Origin of the sequence: Sciscionella sediminilitoris (assembly GCF_000737195.2) — a bacterium.
GTDB lineage: Bacteria > Actinomycetota > Actinomycetes > Mycobacteriales > Pseudonocardiaceae > Sciscionella > Sciscionella sediminilitoris.
Map to the genome: position 1 here is coordinate 52,526 of NZ_JALM01000016.1, position 18,967 is coordinate 71,492.

The 18,967-nt window shown below is 68.9% G+C and carries 13 protein-coding genes; 7 read left to right on the forward strand and 6 right to left on the reverse strand.

Annotation, left to right across the window (positions count from 1 at the left end; genetic code table 11):
- From AD72_RS07695 to AD72_RS07705, 3 genes are all read right to left on the reverse strand, one after another.
- Positions 1-2,190: an FUSC family protein gene (locus AD72_RS07695; RefSeq protein WP_031465719.1), complete on the reverse strand. Its 2,190-nt coding sequence runs from the start codon at positions 2,188-2,190 to the stop codon at positions 1-3.
- A 23-nt stretch (positions 2,191-2,213) separates the two neighbouring features.
- Entirely contained in the window at positions 2,214-3,575 is a 1,362-nt protein-coding gene (locus tag AD72_RS07700; RefSeq protein WP_031465720.1) for an FAD-dependent oxidoreductase, read from the reverse strand.
- Positions 3,576-3,702: 127 nt separating this feature from the next.
- Positions 3,703-4,323, reverse strand: a complete 621-nt coding sequence (locus tag AD72_RS07705) for a PadR family transcriptional regulator (RefSeq protein WP_037345133.1) — start codon at positions 4,321-4,323, stop codon at positions 3,703-3,705.
- A gap of 104 nt (positions 4,324-4,427) precedes the next feature.
- Between AD72_RS07705 and AD72_RS07710 the strand changes: the two genes are divergently transcribed.
- Entirely contained in the window at positions 4,428-5,759 is a 1,332-nt protein-coding gene (locus tag AD72_RS07710) for a replication-associated recombination protein A (RefSeq protein ID WP_051898233.1), read from the forward strand.
- Between the two features lie 83 nt (positions 5,760-5,842).
- Positions 5,843-7,348: a hypothetical protein gene (locus AD72_RS07715; RefSeq protein ID WP_037345135.1), complete on the forward strand. Its 1,506-nt coding sequence runs from the start codon at positions 5,843-5,845 to the stop codon at positions 7,346-7,348.
- Between the two features lie 61 nt (positions 7,349-7,409).
- Here the strand turns inward: AD72_RS07715 and AD72_RS07720 are convergent, their stop codons facing one another.
- Genes AD72_RS07720 through AD72_RS07730 form a run of 3 tightly spaced genes read right to left on the reverse strand, consistent with a single transcriptional unit; the run spans position 7,410 to position 12,899 of the window.
- The gene (locus AD72_RS07720) at positions 7,410-8,618 is read right to left on the reverse strand and encodes a metal-dependent hydrolase family protein (RefSeq protein WP_031465724.1); all 1,209 of its coding nucleotides are present in this window, start codon (positions 8,616-8,618) and stop codon (positions 7,410-7,412) included.
- 23 nt (positions 8,619-8,641) lie between these two features.
- Entirely contained in the window at positions 8,642-11,143 is a 2,502-nt protein-coding gene (locus tag AD72_RS07725; protein WP_031465725.1) for a DEAD/DEAH box helicase, read from the reverse strand.
- Between the two features lie 10 nt (positions 11,144-11,153).
- On the reverse strand, positions 11,154-12,899 hold the full coding sequence (locus tag AD72_RS07730) for a hypothetical protein (RefSeq protein ID WP_031465726.1): 1,746 nt from the start codon (positions 12,897-12,899) through the stop codon (positions 11,154-11,156).
- 132 nt (positions 12,900-13,031) lie between these two features.
- Here AD72_RS07730 and AD72_RS07735 point away from each other — a divergent pair, with 132 nt between their 5' ends.
- From AD72_RS07735 to alaS, 5 genes are all read left to right on the forward strand, one after another.
- Positions 13,032-13,394 (forward strand): hypothetical protein, encoded by a 363-nt coding sequence (locus AD72_RS07735; RefSeq protein ID WP_031465727.1) that lies wholly within the window; start codon positions 13,032-13,034, stop codon positions 13,392-13,394.
- Positions 13,395-13,398: 4 nt separating this feature from the next.
- Complete coding sequence (locus AD72_RS07740) at positions 13,399-15,468, forward strand: OPT family oligopeptide transporter (protein WP_031465728.1); 2,070 nt, start codon at positions 13,399-13,401, stop codon at positions 15,466-15,468.
- Between the two features lie 103 nt (positions 15,469-15,571).
- Complete coding sequence (locus AD72_RS07745) at positions 15,572-15,979, forward strand: DUF948 domain-containing protein (RefSeq protein ID WP_031465729.1); 408 nt, start codon at positions 15,572-15,574, stop codon at positions 15,977-15,979.
- Positions 15,976-16,251 carry a hypothetical protein gene (locus tag AD72_RS07750; protein WP_031465730.1) on the forward strand — a complete coding sequence of 92 codons (276 nt, stop codon included), beginning with the start codon at positions 15,976-15,978 and terminating at the stop codon, positions 16,249-16,251. Before AD72_RS07745 ends, AD72_RS07750 begins: the two co-directional genes overlap by 4 nt.
- 61 nt (positions 16,252-16,312) lie before the next feature.
- Positions 16,313-18,967, forward strand: coding sequence for an alanine--tRNA ligase (alaS, locus tag AD72_RS07755; RefSeq protein WP_031465731.1), 2,655 nt, complete (start codon positions 16,313-16,315; stop codon positions 18,965-18,967).

Sequence of the window (18,967 nt, forward strand, 5' to 3'; positions counted from 1 at the left end):
TCAGCAGCGGTTGGCCGGGTGCTCGTCCGCGCGGTGATCCTGATCCGAGGGCACGGTCACGGTCTGCTCGAGTGGTGCCGCCATGCCGAGCAGCACCTTGTCCAGCCGGTCGATCGTGTTCACGGTGCGGCGCAGATGCAGCACCGAAAGCCGTTCGGCGACGCCCTCGTTGTTGATGGCGGCCAGTGCGCGCACATCCACGGTCGGGGCGAGCGTGGGCCCGCTGGTCAGTTTCGCCACCGTGCGCCGCGGACCGGTGGCCTCGGCCAGAGCGCTGGTGTTGGCGGTCAGCCGGTGCAGCGCCCGGATGCCCGCGGGGAGCCCGGCGAGTGCCCCGGGATCCGCGGCCCTTGCCAGGTTCCGGGCGGCCAGTGCGGATTCCTCCACCAGCGTGCTCAACCGGGTGGCCTGACCACGCCGGAGCCGCGCGGGACTCATCGGATGCGTCATCGGCAGGATCGCGGTGCGCGCGCTGCCCGCGGCGCGGTCCACCTCGCGGGTGCTGGCGATGAGGTCGGTGTGCTCGCGGTAGACGAGCAGCTGTTCGGCATCGCGCAGCTGCCCGGAAAGGGCCACGAAGTAGTCGTGTAGCGCGGCGACCGCCGTGGTCCGGGTGCGTTTGGGCAGCACGATGCTGGCGGCGATGCCCGCGGCCAGCACGCCGATGGCCGTTTCGGCCAGGCGCAGCAGCAGCACGCTGTCCGAGAAGGTACCGAGGATGTCGTAGAGCATCCCGAGCATGACCGTGATGAAGAAGGTCATCATCCCGTAGGACACCCGCATCGAGTAGAACGCGAGGAAGATACAGACCAGCAGCACGATCAGGTTGACGACCTGGTCGCCGTGCAGCGCCGTGCCCAGCACCGTCCCGATGATGATCCCGGCGAGCGTGCCCCACACCCGCCGCCAGCCTTTGACGAACAGGTCCCCGCGGGAGGTGGTGCCGCCGAACACCACGAAGCCCGCGATCACCGCCCAGTACCAGCGCTGTTCGGAGAGGAACTCACCGCCGACGATGGCCAGCGCCCCGCCGAGCGCGGCCTGGATGGCGCTGCGGGTGCTGTCCATCAGCCGTGGTCCCGGCCGCTCGGCGCTGTCCGTTTCCTCGGACTCCTGCTCGGCTTCCCGTTCCTTGGCCGCCGATTCCCCGGTGCGCACCGTGAGCCTGCGCAGTTGCACCACCGAGAGCAGGAACTCCCGGATCGCCCGGTGCACCAGCAGGGTGTGCTGGTCCGGTGCGGACGGCAGCAGGCTCGGGTCCCCGCGGATGTCATAGCGGGCGATCCGGGCGAGCAGGGCGTCGGTGTCCACTTCGAGTGCCGCGCGCGGATCCCGGTCCACAAAACGGTGCAGCCCGCGAAGATCCTCGACGAGGGTAGCCCGCGTCTCGGCGCTGAGCTCACCGCAGAGGGCGCGCACGATGGTGCGGGCGAGCCGGTCCGCGGCGAGTTCGCAGTCCACCAGATAGCGCTGCCAGCGCGGGGTGAGCCCGATCAGCTGGGCGTGGTCCTCGATCTGCAGCGTGGTCTCGTGCATGCGCGCGGTCTGCCGGGCGATCCGGGGCGGCAGAGCGTCGCTCTGCGGAACCTCACCGGACTCGAGCACGTGCGCCAGTTCCTCGACCAGCCGCGCCACCTGGGCCCGCACCGAGACCGTCGCCCGCTGTAACAGGCTCTGCGGGTTCTCCCGGAAGATCAGCAGTGCGGAGATCGCGCAGCTCGTCGCACCGATGCAGATCGCGAGGTACATCGCGGGCAGCATCTGCGGTGAGGCCTTGAGGAAGGTGGCGAAGAAGTAGGCGATGAACGCGCCCATACCGAGGCTCAGCCCCAGCTGATCGAACCGGCGCACGTACACCGCGAGGAACATGACCACGACGAACGCGATATCGCCGAACACCCGGTGCGGCGCGAGCAGCGTGGACAGGGTCAGCGAGGCGATCATGACCGGGGCGAACAACAGGATGTTCGCCCCGCGCTGCCACGGGGTGCCGGTGCGCAGCGTGGTCGAGCACATCATGCCGCCGATCGCGCCGAGCAGCAGCACCGGAAGCGGGAAACCGAGCAGGTACTGCACGAGCACGGCGAGCCCGACGGTGACCACCGCGCGGGCCGCGAACCGCAGCCGCAGCAGGCCGTGGTCCGCCGCGAAGAACCGGTCGGTGAGCGATTCGAAACGGCGGGCAAGCACGCGACGACTTTAGGCCATGCTCGTCACCCCGCACGTTCCGAGTCGCGGGTGCGTTGCATCGAGTCGACCATGTGCCGCTTCATCGCGGGCACCTTCCCGGTCAGTCGCATCCCGGTCCGCATTCCCGCGGTGAACAATGCCCGGCGCACCGGTTTCCGGTCCAGCTCGTAGTCCTTCATGTTCGCCAGCGATTCGCGCACCGCCACCGCGCTGTACTCGCGCATCGCGGCTTCGTACGCGCCGACTGCCTCGACCAGGTCTCCGCTGCCGTCCCGGTGGTCCACGAGCCGGTCGCGCAGCACCTGAGAATCGCGCAGTGCGGTGTTCGCACCCGCGCCCCGGCCCGGGGTCATGGTGTGCGCCGCGTCGCCGAGCACGGTGACCCGGCTCGGCCGCCACGCCTCGACCGGTTCCGAGGTGCGCACGGTGAGCGCGAAGGACGCGCCCGGCTCGGAATCCCGGACCAGTGCGCGCAGATTCGGGTGCCAGTCGTGGATGAGCTCGGTGACCACGTACTTCTGCAGCGCCTCCCCGGGCAGCTGGAGCACATCGCGCGGCGCGAGCCGGGCGGGTACCGAGACACCCCAGGAGAAGTAGTCGGTGGTGTTGTCGAACCGCAGTCCGGGCCAGTCCCTGAGCAGTTCGGCATCGGAGGAGCCGATGCCGTGTTTGAGTTCCCGGTCGCCCTGCCAGGGGAACTCCATCACGTGCAGGATCCCGAAGGTGCCCCGGCGGTCGGTGATCATCGACATGCCCTGGCGCGAGGTGCCGGGCAGCAGGTGGCTGTTCTCCGGTGTGATGGCCAGCTTCCCGCCGATCGCGATCAGTCCGGTGTCGCGGTGCTCGGCGTGCGGCAGCAGCTGTTTGCGGACCCGGGAGTTCGCGCCGTCGGCGCCGACGAGCAGGCCACCGGTGGCGCTGCTGCCGTCCTCGAAGTGCGCGGTGACCGTATCGCCGTCCTCGGTGTAGTGGCTGAACTTCTTGTCGAAGTGCACGATGTCCTCGAGCCCGGTCAGCAGCACCTGGCGCAGCGTCATCCGGCTCACCGAGTAGTCCCGGACCACCTCATCGGTACCCGGCCCGTTGAGTTCGTCCATGGAGATCGTCAGCAGTGGCTGCAGCTGCTCGGTCATGTTGGTGTAGTAGCGGTACTCCTTCGCGGTGGTCGCGACGAAGATGTCGAACAGCTCCGGGGGCAGGCAGTCGCGCAGTGCGCGCACGCCGTTGGGGGAGATGCCGACCCGGAAGCCCTGCAGGCCCCCGGTGCGGTGCCGGTCGCGTTCGTAGACCTGGACCGGGACCCCGGCCTGGCGCAGGCCGTGGGCGAGGGCGAGTCCTCCGGTGCCCGCGCCGATGATGAGCACGGGTCTGGTGTTTTCGGACATGGGTGTACTCCGTTTCCAATTCGGTGTTTCGAATTCGGTGTTTCGACCCGGGAACGGCGCACTACCGATTCCGGGAGGGAAAAGAGATATCCCGTCGGCGAACGGGCGAAAGAGGAAAACCGGCGGGTCAGCCCTCCGGTGCCTCCTTTTCGAACGCTTCGGGGAAGGCTTCCTTCGCCCAGTCCTCGAGCTGGGCGAGATCCCAGGTGAACGTGCCCGCCCGCAGTTCGGCGAGCAGGGCTTCGATCCATTCGATATCGGTGCGCAGATGCGCGAGCATGTATTCGCTCTCGATGACGAACAGGCGGGGCAGGAAATCGGCCTCCGCCATGCCCTTTTCCAGTTCGCCCGCTTCCGCGCGGACCGCGGACAACCGCTTCTCGAGCGCGCCGATCGTCTGGTCCGTGGTGAGCACGGGCAGATAGGCCAGCCCCGCGGTGAACTCGGGGAAGTCCCGGCGCGGGCTCGCGAGCATGTCGTAGGTCCAGGTGACCGTGAGCTTGCGGCCCTCATCGGTGATCTCGTACAGGGTCCGTTCCTGACCGGCCGCACTGCGTTCCACCTTGGCCACCCTGACCAGCTTCTCGGCCTGCAGGCGGTCGATCGTCTTGTACAGCTGCGAACGCTGACCGACGTTCACCACGAGATCCTTGCCCCGCTCCTTGATGTGCTGCTGCATGAGATACGGATGCATCGGCCGCTCGAAGAGGAGGGCGAGAACGGCGAGGGCGAGACCTGAGCGCTGCATAGTGTCCAAGCTACTAGTGTCTCGGACACTATGCAAGCGATGTGGGTCATGTCGTCCTCTCCGCATAGCATCGGGGTGTGAGTGACGATCTGTTCGACGGTGGCCTGTTCGCGGCGCAGGCCGAGGAGGCCGCGGAGGAGAAGCTGGCCGGGAACGCGCCGCTCGCGGTGCGGATGCGCCCGCGAACCCTCGAGGAGGTACTCGGCCAGGAGCATCTGCTCGGCAAGGGGGCGCCGCTGCGCAGGCTCGTCGAGGGCGGATCGGCAGCCTCGGTGTTGCTCTACGGTCCGCCGGGGACCGGCAAGACCACGCTCGCCAATCTCGTGTCCACCGCGACCAACCGCCGGTTCGTGGCGCTGTCCGCGCTCTCGGCCGGGGTGAAGGAAGTGCGTGCGGTGATCGCCGAGGCCAAGAACCGGCTCGGCCGCAGTGGCGAGTCGACGGTGCTGTTCATCGACGAGGTGCACCGCTTTTCCAAGACCCAGCAGGACGCGCTGCTCGGCGCGGTGGAGGACCGGGTGGTGCTGCTGGTCGCCGCGACCACGGAGAACCCGTTCTTCTCGGTGGTCTCACCGCTGCTGTCCCGCTCGCTTGTGCTGCAGCTGCACTCGCTCACCGACGCGGATGTGGCCACCCTGCTCGAGCGTGCGCGCACCGAGGAACGCGGGCTCGGGGGAGCGCTGCGGATCACCGAGGAAGCACTCGAGCACCTGGTGCGGCTCGCTTCCGGGGATGCGCGCCGGGCACTGACCGCCTTGGAGGCCGCCGCGGACGCTGCCTCGGCGCTCAATGCCGAGGCGATCGAGCTGTCCACGGTCGAGTCCACCGTGGACAAGGCCGCGCTGCGCTATGACCGGGACGGCGACCAGCACTACGACGTGATCAGCGCGTTCATCAAGTCCATCCGCGGCTCGGATGTGGACGCCACCATGCACTACCTGGCGCGGATGATCGAGGCAGGGGAGGACCCGCGGTTCATCGCGCGCCGGCTGGTGGTGCACGCCTCCGAGGACATCGGCATGGCGGACCCGACGGCGCTGCAGTCCGCGGTGGCCGCGGCGCACGCGGTCGCGTTCATCGGTATGCCGGAGGGGCGACTCGCGCTCGCCGAGGCCGCCATCCATCTGGCCACCGCGCCGAAGTCGAACGCCACCATCACCGCGATCGACGCGGCGCTCGCCGATGTGCGCGCGGGAAAGGCCGGGATGGTGCCCGCGCATCTGCGGGACGGGCACTATTCGGGCGCGGGCAGCCTCGGACACGGTCAGGGCTACCGATACCCGCACGACACGCCGGACGGTGTGCTTGCCCAGCAGTATCCCCCTGATGAGCTGGTCGGCGTGGATTATTACCATCCGACTACACATGGGGTGGAACGTGGACTCGCCGAACGGGTGCCGAAACTGCGCAGGGTCGTGCGCGACCAGGCACGCTAGACTGTCCGGCCGGCAGGGCACGGGATGTGCGGACGTCGGGGTTCGCCACCACCGACGGGACGCACGGCGAGGGAAACAGACTGATGGTCGAGACGCTGACCAGCGATGACTCGCGGACACAGGTCCGAAGAAGACCGGGAATCCGGCACGCCTGGTGGTTGCCGGTGGCGGTCGCGGTGCTGTCCGCGCTGGTGTTCGCCGTCGCCGAACCGACCCTGATCGACGACACCTACATCACCCTGTCCTATGCCAGGAACATCGCCTTTCACGGGCACTGGGGGCTGATCCAGGACAGCGTCGCCAATTCGGCGACCTCCCCGCTGAACGTGTTGCTGCTCGCCGCCCTGACCTTCGTTTTCCGGAACGCCGTGGTCGCGGCGGGGGCGCTGTTCGTGATCACCCAGGTCACCCTCGCCCTGGCGCTGCGTGCGGCCGGAAGGCACGCCGGGCTGCCCGAGCGGTTCGCCCCGCTGGCCATTCTGCTGCTCACGGTGAACCCGCTGATGCTGTCCTCACTCGGCATGGAGGTCTCGCTCGGCGCCGCGGTGCTCGCCTGGGCGCTGGTGTTCGTGCTGCGGCACAAACCGCTCGCACTCGGTGCCACACTCGGCCTGCTCTCGCTGATCCGGCTGGACCTGCTGGTGCTCGGCGCGGTGCTCGTGCTGGTGCGTCCCCGGTTCTGGCGGGGACTCGGCCGCACCGTGCTGGCCACGATCGTGGTGGCGCTGCCGTGGTATCTGCTCAGCTGGTTCCTGCTCGGCTCGGCCGTCCCGGACACGCTGATCATCAAGACCATGCAGGGCACCTGGGGCAAATGGGGTTTCGGCAACGGACCGCTGCTGTACCTGCAGGCCTTCCCGAAGGCCACGGTGCTCTCCTTCCTTCCGGTGGCGCTCGGGGTGCTCGCCGGCCTGATCTGGCTCGCCCTCGCGGTACGGCGCGGACCCACGTGGAGCGGGTTGCGCCCGTTCGCGGTGCTGCTGCTGGCCGGGGCCGTGCACTACGTGGCGTACTCGATGCTGATCGTGCCGCCGTATCACTGGTACTACGGGCCGAGCATGTCCGCGGGCATCATCTTCCTGGCCGCGGCGCTGTGCGCGGTGCGCGGTCCCCTCGGCTGGATCGGCACCGGGATCGGCGGACTGCTGGTGGCGGCGAGCGTGGTCTGGTACACCGCGCACGGTCTGCCCCGCACTTACGCGCCGATCATGACCAACTGGACCTCGACCGCGGAGTACCGCAAGATCGGGCGGGAACTGCACTCGATCGTCGGCGACCGGCCGGTGCGCAGTGGCGGGGAGATCGGCGTGCTCGCCTACTCCTGTGACTGCGCGGTCGTCGACGAGTTCGCCGACCGCGGCATCATGCTCGGCGAGATCGACAAGGCGCGCAGCAAGTCGAGTGGTCTCGGCAAGACGTTGCAGGACATCAACTTCACCTTCCTCGACCGGAGCGTGCGCCCGCTCCGCCCCGAGTACGCACTCGGGGCGACCCTGTCCGCGCATGCCCCGGCCGGGGCGATCAAATCCTGGCCCATCGGATCGCCGTGGGCCAAGTACAAGGTGCTGTACCTGCTGCGCCAGCACTGAACTCCAGCACTGAACTCCAGCACTGAACTCCGGCACTGATCTCCGGTACCGGCGGCGGGCTCTAGGCGAGTGGCCGCACCGGCTCTCCGCGCTGGAACACCGCGCGCACCCGGGAGCGGTAGCCGGTGAAATCGAACGGGTCCCCTTCGAGCAGCACCAGATCGGCGCGGAAACCGGGTGCGATGGTGCCGACCTCGTCCGCGCGGCCGAGCAGTTCCGCCGCCCGCACGGTGGAGGCGCGCAGCACCGCGTCCGGTGCCATCGAGACACCGTGCAGCAGCTCCAGCTCGCGCAGGTTGTCCCCGTGCGGGAACACGCCGCTGTCGGTGCCCATGGCGATCGGTACCCCGGCCGCCACGGCACGGCGCATCGAGTCCCGGTGGATCTCGAGGACCTCGTACGCCTTGTCGACCACCGAGTCCGGCATGGCCGCGCCTGCCTCGATTTGCTCGATCAGAGCGGTGGGCGCGAGCAGCGTGGGCACCAGCCAGGCCTGCTTGTCCAGCAGCAGTTCGATGGCCTCGTCATCGAGATAGATACCGTGCTCGATGCTGCGCACCCCGGCACGCAGGGCGTTCTTGATGCCCTCGGTGCCCTGTGCGTGCGCCATCACCCGGAGCCCGGCGCGGGCCGCCTCGGCCACGCATACCGCGAGCTCCTCGGCGTCGAAGTGTGCGTGCCCCGGATCGTCGCCGGGGGAGAGCACCCCGCCCGTGGTGCAGATCTTGATGACATCGGCACCCGCGCGCACCAGCTCGCGCACCCGGACCCGCATCTGGTCCGGGCCGTCCACGACCATGGCCGGACGGCCCGGATGCTCCTGCATCAGCGGCAGGCAGGCCCCGTTCGGCAGCAGGCCGTCGGTGTGCCCGCCGGTCTGCCCGAGCACGGTGACCGCCGTGGCCAGTTCGGGTCCCTCGATCAGCCCGTCGGCGAGCGCGGTCTTCATCCCGAGATCGGCCCCGCCCGCGTCGCGTGCCGAGGTGATGCCGCAGTCGAGCAGCGCACGCAGGTTCCGCGCGGCCGCGTAGAACTGGTACGAGAACGGTTCCTGCATCATCCGCAGCCGGTCCGCGCCGGAGAACACGACGTGCACATGGCAGTCGATGAGTCCGGGGAGCACGGTCAGCCCGGTGACGTCGAGTTCGGCGTCACCGTCGAGTCCGGTGCCAACCTCCAGGATCCGGTCGCCCTCGATCACGAGCTCGGCCTCGCGGACCGTCGTGCCGTCGAATACCTTGCCGCCGCGCAGGATCGTTCGCTTCGTCATGCTATTGATCTTGGCACGGCCGGCTAGGAGAGCTCCCCGGCTTCGAGGATGCGCAGCACCGGGACTCCGGCTTCGTCCGAGGCGGCCAGGTCGATCTCGGCGAGGATGCCCCAGTCGTGATCGCCCTCGGGGTCGTCGAAGATCTGGCGCACCACCCAGCGCTGCGACTCGATGGTGATCATCAGCAGCGCGGGCCCGCGCGCGTCCGGACCGGTGCCCAGTTCGGCGTGCTCGGCGAAGTAGTCCTCGACCGCCTCCGCCCAGTCCTGCGCGCTGAGGTCGGTGAGTTCGGCTAGGGTCTCGTAGTCCCGGCGCGCGCAGCATTCGACCAGCCGGAACAGCTGGTTGCGCACCAGCACCCGGAAGGCTCGCTCGTTGCGGGTGACCGGTGGCGCCTCGGGTTCGGGTGCGGGACCGGCGGTCGGCTCCGGTGCCTCGGGATCGCGCAGCCGTTCCCATTCCTCCAGCAGGCTGCCGTCCACCTGGCGCACGAGCTCGCCGAGCCAGACCGTGATGTCCTCGAGCTCTTCGGTGCGGGCCCGATCCGGGACGGTGCGCCGCAACGCCGCGTACACATCCGCGAGATAGCGCAGCACCAGTCCTTCGGAACGGGCCAGCTGGTAGAAGCCGATGTACTCGACGAAGTTCATCGCCCGCTCATGCAGATCGCGCACCACGGACTTGGGGGACAGGGCGGCGTCGGCGACCCAGGGATGCGCCCGGCGATAGGTCTCGAAGGCGGGGTCCAGCAGCTCGGTCAGCGGCTGCGGATAGCTGACGTCCTCGAGCAGCTCCATGCGCTCGGTGTACTCGATCCCCTCGGCCTTCATGCTCGCCACGGCCTCGCCCTTGGCCTTGTTCGCCTGGGCGCGCAGCACCGGCCACGGATCCTCGACGGTGGCTTCCACGATGGAGAGCACGTCGAGTGCGTAGTCGGGCGCCTGGTCGTCGAGCAGTTCGATGGCGGCGAGTGCGAACGGGGCCAGCGGCTGGTTCAGGGTGAAGTCCCACTGCAGGTCTTCGGTCAACCGCACGGTACGGCCCGCTTCGTCCGGGGTGTCCAGCCGTTCGACGATCCCGGCGGCGAGCAGGGAGCGGTAGATGGAGATGGCCCGAAGGATCAGCTTGCGCTGGGTGGCGCGGTCACAGTGGTTGTCGGTGAGCAGCTTGCGCATGGCCGCGAAGGCGTCCCCCGGTCGCGCGACCACGTTGAGCAGCATGGCGTGGTTGACGGTGAAGCTGGAGGTCAACGGTTCGGGTTCGGCTTCGATCAGCTTCGTGAAGGTGGGTTCGCCCCAGCCGATCTGGCCGGGCGGCGGCTTCTTCTTCACCACCTTGCGGCGCTTCTTCGGATCATCGCCCGCTTTGGCGAGCGCCTTCTCGTTCTCGATCACGTGCTCGGGAGCCTGGGCGATGACGTTGCCCGCGTCGTCGTAGCCCGCCCGTCCCGCGCGCCCGGCGATCTGGTGGAACTCGCGGGCGGTGAGCAGCCGGGACCGGGTGCCGTCGTATTTGGACATCGCGGTGAACACCACGGTGCGGATCGGCACGTTGATGCCGACGCCGAGGGTGTCGGTGCCGCAGATGATCTTCAGCAGCCCGGCCTGGGCCAGCCGTTCCACGAGGCGCCGGTATTTGGGGAGCATGCCCGCGTGGTGCACTCCGATGCCGTGCCGGATCATCCGGGACAGTGTCCTGCCGAAGCCCGAGGAGAACCGGAACCCGCCCAGTTCGGCGATGATCTGGTCGCGTTCGGCCCGGGTGGCCACGTTGACACTGGTCAGTGCGGACGCCTGGGTGATCGCCGCCGCCTGGCTGAAGTGCACGAGATACGCGGGCGCCTGCTTGGTCTCCACGATCTCGTCGATGGTCTCCGGCATCGGGGTGAGCACATAGCGGTAGAACAGCGGGACCGGCCGCTGCGCGCTGGTGACCACGCTCGTGGCGCGGCCGGTGCGCCTGGTCAGGTCCGTCTCGAAGAAGCTCACATCGCCGAGAGTCGCGGACATCAGCAGGAACTGCGCGTGCGGAAGTTCGAGCAGTGGAACCTGCCAGGCCCAGCCGCGGTCCGGATCGGAGTAGAAGTGGAACTCGTCCATCACCACGAGCCCGATATCGGCTTCGGCGCCCTCGCGCAGCGCGAGGTTCGCGACGATCTCGGCGGTGGCGCAGATGATCGGGGCGTCGGCGTTCACGCTGGAGTCGCCGGTCATCATGCCCACGTTGTCCGCGCCGAACACCTCGATAAGGGCGAAGAACTTCTCCGAGACCAGCGCCTTGATGGGTGCGGTGTAGAAGGTGGTGCGGTCGGTGGCGATCGCCATGAAGTGCGCCCCGGTGGCCACCAGGCTCTTCCCGGTCCCGGTCGGCGTGGACAGGATCACGTTCGACCCCATCGCCAGCTCCATCAGCGCCTCGAGCTGCGCCGGGTACGGGTCGATACCGGTCTCCCCGACCCAGGTGGTGAAGGTGTCGAAGAGGCTGTCCGGATCGGTCGATGCGGGGATGCGGTCGGTGAGGGTCAATCCGGGGGCCTCAGAACGCCTTGTTGACCGTGGTCTGCCCGCGCCGCATGGTGTCGTCGCAGTGCCGCAGCGGCCACTCGAACTGCTTGGCGTCCATCTCGTGCACGGTCCGGTCGGCGTACTGGCGGAGTTTGGTCAGCATCGCCTGGTTCGGTACCACATCCTTGCGCACCCAGTCACCCGCGGGCTTGCCCTCCTGCGGCGGGTAGGAGATCACCGGGTAGTAGTCCCGGGCGATGCGCGGATCCGAGGACACCCCGTTGCCTGGGCCCCACGGTCCGCGTGAGTGGATGAAGGTCGGCTTCACCTGGTTGAACACGTAGTCACGCAGCCCGGGCATATCGCCGTGGTTGATCAGTTCGGCGATGTGCGGTTCGGCGAGCCCGGCCATGTCCACGATGTGCAGCCTGCTGGTCAGCGAACTGCCGCCGAGGTCGGGAGCGAGCAGGGTGCCGCCCTTGAGTCCGAGCATGTCGGCGTAGGCATTGAAGGTGCGGCCGATCCGGTCGGCCACATAGCACATGGACAGCGTCGGTTCGCTGCGGAACTGATGGGCCTGCGCCATGAGCCCGGACCCGGAGGCGGCCGCCGAGACCGCGAGGCCCAGGGAGAGCACCACCTGTCCGCGCGGTTTGCACTGCGCGAGGGCCCCGAACACGCCGAGGGTCCCGGTGATCGCGAGCAGTGCCCAGACCGGGGTGGCGAACCGGAACTGGCCCATCCAGTCCGGTTCGATGACCACATAGGCGAGTACCGCCAGGGTCAGCGGCACGAGCAGCGTGGCGAGAGCGGCGCGCCAGGGGCACTTGGCCAGGGCGAAGCCGATGCCGATCAGCGCGGCGAGCACCAGCGCGGGGCCGACGTAGTCGAGCAGTTCGCCGATCCGGTTCAGATTGGCCACCGTCGGCAGGCCCTGCGATTTGGCGACCGAGGTGTTCGGGACGAGTTTGCCGAACTCCAGGTAGCGCCAGAGCAGGTACAGCCCGAAGGGCACGATGAACGCGGCGACGGAGACCAGGATCCTGCGCACGCTGAGCGCGATGGTGTCCCGGTGCAGGTGCACGAGCACCGCGAGCGGATAGGCGCCCGCGTAGATCGCCCCGTCCGGCCTGGTCAGTGCCGCGAGCGCGGCCAGGACCCCGGCGATGATCCCGACCCGCGCGGTGAGCAGCCGCCCGTCGATCGTCGCGCGGAACAGCAGCACCGCGATCCCGACGGCGAGCAGCGCGTACAGCGAGTTCTCCAGTCCGGAGAAGCACCAGATCACGAAGGAGGGGATGGCCGCCATGACCGCCGCGGCCAGGAAAGTCGCCAGCCACGGACGCTTGGTCACCGCGCGCGCCGCGTGATGGCAGAGCACCAGGATGCCCGCGCAGCACAGCAGGCCGAGCAGTTTGGGGAACAGCACGTAGTCCGGGATGCCGAACCAGGTGCCGTGGTCGAACAGGCCGAGCAGCCTGCCGAGCACGAGCAGCACCAGCCAGGTCGGATTGGAGAAGCCTTCCACCGGGGCCGAACCCGGAGCCACGACGGGGCCGAGACCGTCGGCGACATCCCTGGCGTAGGCGAACGTGATGGCGGCGTCGTCGACGATCCAGTTGCCGTAGATCGAGGCTCGCCAGGCGATCAGGGCGAGCCCGGCGAGGATGGCGAGCACCGCGGGAGCGATGCGGCGTAAACGTCCTCTGCCGGTCTCCGCCGGGGCCTCGGGCTTGTCTTGTGAGGCGACCGGCTCTGCAGTTAGGGTCTGCGTCATCTTCTCTTCGGGGGTCGTCGGTACGCGCGCATGCGACACTAGTGAGTCGAGAGTGTATTCGCCGCTGGGTATGCGGTGCGCGCGGCCCTGCATCAACGGGGCGTATTCGTCCTGGGGTTACCGTGTCTCTCCGTGACGATCCTGTTCAATGTTCTGCTCTTCGCCCATTTCCTTGGGCTGGCCGCACTCATCGGAGCGGCCTTCCTGCAGCGCAGGGCCGCGGCCGGGGAGGGACTCTCCGTCGCCTGGCTGTGGGCCAGCCTGACCCAGTTGATCAGCGGCCTGGCCATGGTCGGGCTGCGGGACGCGCACGTGGTCAGTACTCCGCTGGACACGAGCGGGCACATCAAGATCGGCGTGAAGCTCATCGTGCTGCTCGTGATCGCGGTGCTCGCCATCGTCGGGCGTAACCGCACCGAGCGCGCTCGCGGTCTCGCGCTGACCATGGGCGGGTTGACCGTGCTCAACATCGGCATCGCAGTCTTCTGGGGGTAGCCACATGACCAGTAAGCAACTCGACGAACCGTTCATCTCCTCGGCGGAGGCGCCGCGGGAGATCACCGTCAAGGCGGTGATCCTCGGCGTGGTGCTCGCCGCCGTGCTCGCCGGCGCGAACGCCTACCTGGGATTGAAGGTCGGGCTCACCGTTTCGGCCTCCATTCCGGCCGCGGTGATCTCGATGGCGGTGTTCCGCCTGCTGCGCGGATCCACCATCGTGGAGAACAACATCGTGCAGACCGCGGCCTCCGCGGGCGAGGCGCTCGCGGCCGGGGTGATCTTCACGCTGCCCGCGCTGGTGCTGCTCGGCTACTGGCAGGGTTTCCCGTTCCTGCCGGTGATGGCGATCGCGCTGTGCGGCGGGGTGCTCGGTGTGCTGTTCACCGTTCCGCTGCGGCGCGCGCTGATCGTCAACGCGAAGCTGGCCTTCCCGGAGGGCGTGGCCACCGGTGAGGTGCTCAAGGCGGGCGAGCGCGGCGGCAAGGAAGCCAAGTACGTGGTGATCTCCGCGATCGCGGCCGGGATCCTCAAGCTGTGCCAGACCGGCTTCGGTATCGCGGCGGGCACGCTGAGCGGAGCGGCGACCGCGGGCCGGGCGGTGTTCGGCTTCGGCAGCGAGATGTCGGTGGCCCTGCTCGGGGTCGGCTACATCGTGCGGGTCAACATCGCCGGGCTGGTCTTCACCGGCGGCGTGCTCGCCTGGGTGGTCGGGATCCCGCTGTACATGACCTTCGCGGACCCCTCGGTGCTCGCGCACACCGTCGACGGCGCCACCGGTTACGACGCCGCCGAGGCGGTGTGGAGCGATCAGGTGCGCTACCTCGGTGTCGGCGCGATGGCCATCGGCGGGGTGTGGGCGCTCGGTTCGGTGCTGCGCCCGGTGGTGAACAGCATCCGCTCCTCGGTGCGCGCGGTGCGGGCGGCCAAGTCGGGCGAGTCGAACGGGCTCGAACGCACCGAGCGCGACATCCCGGCGAACTTCCTGCTGTGGGGCACCATCGGCATGGCGGTGCCGATCTTCCTGGTGTTCCTGTTCGTGGTGGACCGGGCCCGGCTGCAGATCAGCAGCGGGCTGTTCGTCGGCACGATCATCTTCGGGGTGCTGTTCGCCCTCATCGCGGGCTTCCTGTTCTCCTCGGTCTCCGGGTACATGACCGGTCTCGTCGGCTCCTCGAACAACCCGGTATCCGGGGTCACCATCCTGACGCTGCTGGTGGGCGCGCTGCTGCTGCTCGCGATCCTGGGCGTCGAGATCAACTTCACCGGGCACGAGCTGGCCGCGACGGTCGGTGCGGCCACCGCGGTGCTGATGGCGGCGGTGGTCAGCTGCGCGGCCGCGATCGCGGGGGACAACCTGCACGATCTCAAGGCGGGCCGCATCGTCGGGGCGACCCCGTGGAAGCAGCAGACCATGCTGATCGTGGGTGTCGTGGTCGCCGCCGTGTGCATCGCACCGATCCTCTCGGTGCTCTACAACGCGTACGGCATCGGCAGCTCGCTGCCCCGGCAGGGGATGAATCCGAGCGAGGCGCTGCAGGCACCGCAGGCCACGCTGATGAGCTCCATCGGCAAGGGCGTGTTCGACGGCGGCCTGCCGTGGTCCATGATCGGCATCGGGGCGGGCCTCGCGGTCCTGATCATCGTGCTGGACCAGATCCTGGTCCGCAGGGGTGCCCGGTTCCGTACCCCGGTGCTCGCCGTCGCGGTCGGGCTCTACCTGCCCATCGAGCAGTCGGTGGCGCTGTTCATCGGTGGCCTGGTCGCGGTGTTCGCGGACCGGGCGCTGCGCAAGAACGGGGCCGACCCGAAGGAACACCGGCGCGGCATGCTGTTCGCCTCCGGCCTGATCACCGGTGAGGCACTGGTCGGCATCATCCTCGCGATCCCGTTCGCCGCGGCACAGAGCGCCGACGTACTGGCGCTCAGTTCCTCGGCGCTCGGCATGTCCGAGGGAGCCTTCACGGTGCTCACCGATGTGCTCGGCGGCGCGGCCTTCGTGTGCTTCATCATCTGGCTGTTCCGGGTGGCCCGCAGGCGCAGTGAACAGAACGGCGAGCAGAACCAGGAGTGACCCGCGCACCCGCGCCGTGTTCACCGGGTACACCTGCGAACGCTCGGTAGCGGCGCGGGTAGGGTTGTCGACCACAGCACACTTCCGCACTGGGAGGAATTTCGTGACACCAGGGCAGATCGCCGCAGTCGTCGCCGCAGGGGCGTTCGTCGTGCTGGTACTGCTCGTCGCCGTCGTGGTGGTGAAGCTCTCGCGCACGCTCGACGAGGCGACGATCGCGATCCGCAAGGCGCACGAGAACACCGATCCGATCTTCACCGAGGCCTCGACCACGCTGACGCACGTGAACACCCAGCTCGAGCGGGTGGACGGGGTAACCTCGAACGTACGCACCATCACCGGAAACGCCTCGGCGCTGTCCTCGTTGTTCACCGCGACCCTCGGTGGCCCGCTGGTGAAGACCGCCGCGGTGTCCTACGGGGTATCCCGGGCGATCAAGGCCCGGCGCGAGGCGGCGGGTGCGCCGCAAGGCAAGCACACCAGGCGTGCGCGGAAGGGGCGCCGGAAGTGAAACGGTTGTTCTGGCTCGGGGTCGGCGTCACGGCAGGCGTGATCGCCACGCGCAAGGTGAACGCGACCGCGCGCAAGGCCACCCCGGCCGGCATCGGGGAGAACATCGGCGCCGGACTGCGCGAGCTGGCCGAGGCGGTCGGCGCCTTCGGCGCGGATGTGCGCGCGGGTATGTCCGAGCGGGAAGAGGAGCTCGCGCGCGGGGTGACCGAGCGTACCGGCGTCGAGCTGCCGGGGCGGCGAGCTCGCGGGGCGGGCGAGCGCGCGTCCTGACGTTCCGGCCAGCCCGTCCGCCGTTATCGGCCAACCACCCCGCAGTCACAAGGAAGAAACCGTGCAGACACACGAAATCATCAAGCGCTTCCGCGATCATTTCGAGAAGGCGGGCCATACCTGGGTTCCCTCGGCCTCGCTGATCTCGGACGACCCCACGGTCATGTTCATCATCGCCGGGATGGCGCCGTTCAAGCCGTTTTTCCTCGGCCAGCAGACCCCGCCGTACAAGACGGCGACCAGCGTGCAGAAATGCATCCGCACCCCGGACATCGACGAGGTCGGTAAAACCACCCGGCACAACACCTTCTTCCAGATGGCCGGGAACTTCTCGTTCGGCGACTACTTCAAGTCCGAGGCCATCCGGCTGGCGTGGACCCTGGTCACCGGCAAGGTCGCCGAGGGCGGGCTCGGTTTCGACCCCGAGCGGCTGTGGGCCACCGTCTACGAGTCCGACGACGAGGCCTACCGGCTCTGGCAGGAGGTCGCCGGGCTGCCCGCCGAACGCATCCAGCGCCGCAGCGGTGAGGACAACTACTGGGACATGGGCGTTCCCGGTCCGGGTGGCCCCTGCTCGGAGATCTTCTACGACCGTGGCCCCGAGTTCGGCGCCGACGGCGGGCCGGAAGCCGACGAGGACCGGTACCTGGAGATCTGGAACCTCGTGTTCATGCAGGACATGCGCGGGGAGCAGAGCCCGAAGAAGGGGTACCCGCCGGTCGGCGAACTGCCGCAGAAGAACATCGACACCGGTATGGGCGTCGAGCGGGTCGCGTTCCTGCTGCAGGGCGTGAACAACGTGTACGAGACCGATCTGCTGCGCGTGGTCATCGCCAAGGCGGAGGAACTCTCCGGGAAGCGCTACGGCGAGAACGAGGCCGACGACGTGCGGTTCCGGGTCATCGCCGATCACGCCCGCTCCGGGGTCATGCTGATCGGCGACGGTGTCACCCCGTCCAACGAGGGCCGCGGCTATGTGCTGCGCAGGCTGCTGCGCCGGATCATCCGCTCGGTGCGCCTGCTCGGGGTGCAGACCCCGGTGCTGGCCGAGCTCGCGGCGACGGTTCGGGACGCGATGGCACCGTCCTACCCGGAACTGGTCACCGAGTTCGAGCGGATCGAGTCGGTGCTGATCGCCGAGGAGCAGGCGTTCTCCGCGACACTGACCGCGGGTTCCCGGATCTTCGAGAACGCGGCCGAACAGGCCAAGGCGGCGGGCGCGCGGGTGCTGTCCGGGGACAAGGCCTTCCAGCTGCACGACACCTACGGGTTCCCGATCGATCTGACTCTGGAGATGGCCGCCGAACAGGGTCTCGAGGTGGACGAGAGCGGGTTCCGCGCGCTGATGTCCGAGCAGCGGGCCCGCGCGCAGGCGGACGCGAAGGCGCGCAAGTCCGGGCACGGTGACCTGTCCGAGTACCGGGAACTGCTCGACACCCACGGCCCGACCGAGTTCCTCGGGTACACCGATCTGGAATCGGACGCCCGGGTACTCGGGATGCTGGTGGACGGTAAGCCCGCGCGCACCGCGAGCGCCGGAACCGATGTCGAACTGGTCCTGGACCGCACCCCGTTCTACGCGGAGGGCGGCGGGCAGATCGCCGACACCGGCACGCTCTACGGCGAGGGTGTCGCGGTCCGGGTGCGCGATGTGCAGAAGCTGGTGCCCGGCCTGTTCGTGCACCGGGTCACGGTGACCGAGGGTGAGCTCGCGGTGGACACCCGCCTTTCCGCGCACGTGGACTCGGTACGCAGGCACGCGATCGAGCGCTCGCACTCGGCAACGCACCTGGTGCACGCGGCGGTGCGCGGGGCCTATGGCAAGCAGGCAGCGCAGGCCGGTTCGCTCAACGAACCGGGCCGGATGCGGTTCGACTTCACCGTGCCGCGCTCGGTCTCCCCGGATGTGCTCGCCGGGGTCGAGGAGGAGGTCAACCAGTACCTCCAGGACGACTGGGAGGTCAGCTCCTACACCACCACCATGGACAGGGCCATGGAGCTCGGCGCGGTGGCGCTGTTCGGTGAGAAGTACGGCGACAACGTGCGCGTGGTCGACATGGGCGAGTACTCCCGCGAGCTCTGCGGTGGCACGCACGTGAACCGGATCGGCCAGCTCGGCCTGGTCAAACTGGTCGGGGATTCGAGTGTCGGCTCCGGGGTGCACCGGGTCGAGGCGTTGGTGGGCATGGACGCGATGCGGCACGCCAGCAAGGAACACCTGCTCGTGTCCCAGCTGGCCGGTCAGTTCAAGGTGCCTGCCGAGGAGCTGCCCGAGCGCATCGAGGGCGTGGTCAACCGGCTGCGCGCAGCGGAGAAGGAGATCACCGAGCTGCGCACCAAGGAGGTGCTGGCCTCGGCGGGCAAGCTCGCGCAGCAGAGCACCGAGGTCGGCGGGGTGCAGGTGGTCGCCGAACAGGTCGAGGTCGGAGAGGGCTCGGCCCTGCGTTCGCTGGCCAGTGACGTGCGGGCCCGGCTCGGCTCCGCGCCCGGTGTGGTCGCACTGTTCGCCCCGAACGACGGCAAGCTCAGCTTCGTGGTCGCGACCACCGAGGCGGCACGGGAACGCGGGCTCGCCGCGGGCAAGCTCGTGGGCGCCCTCGCCCCTGCCGTGGATGGCCGCGGCGGCGGTAAACCGGACCTCGCACAGGGCGGTGGCTCGGACCCGTCCGGGGTCCCCTCGGCCATCGAGGCCCTGCGCTCGGCGGTAGCGGGCTGA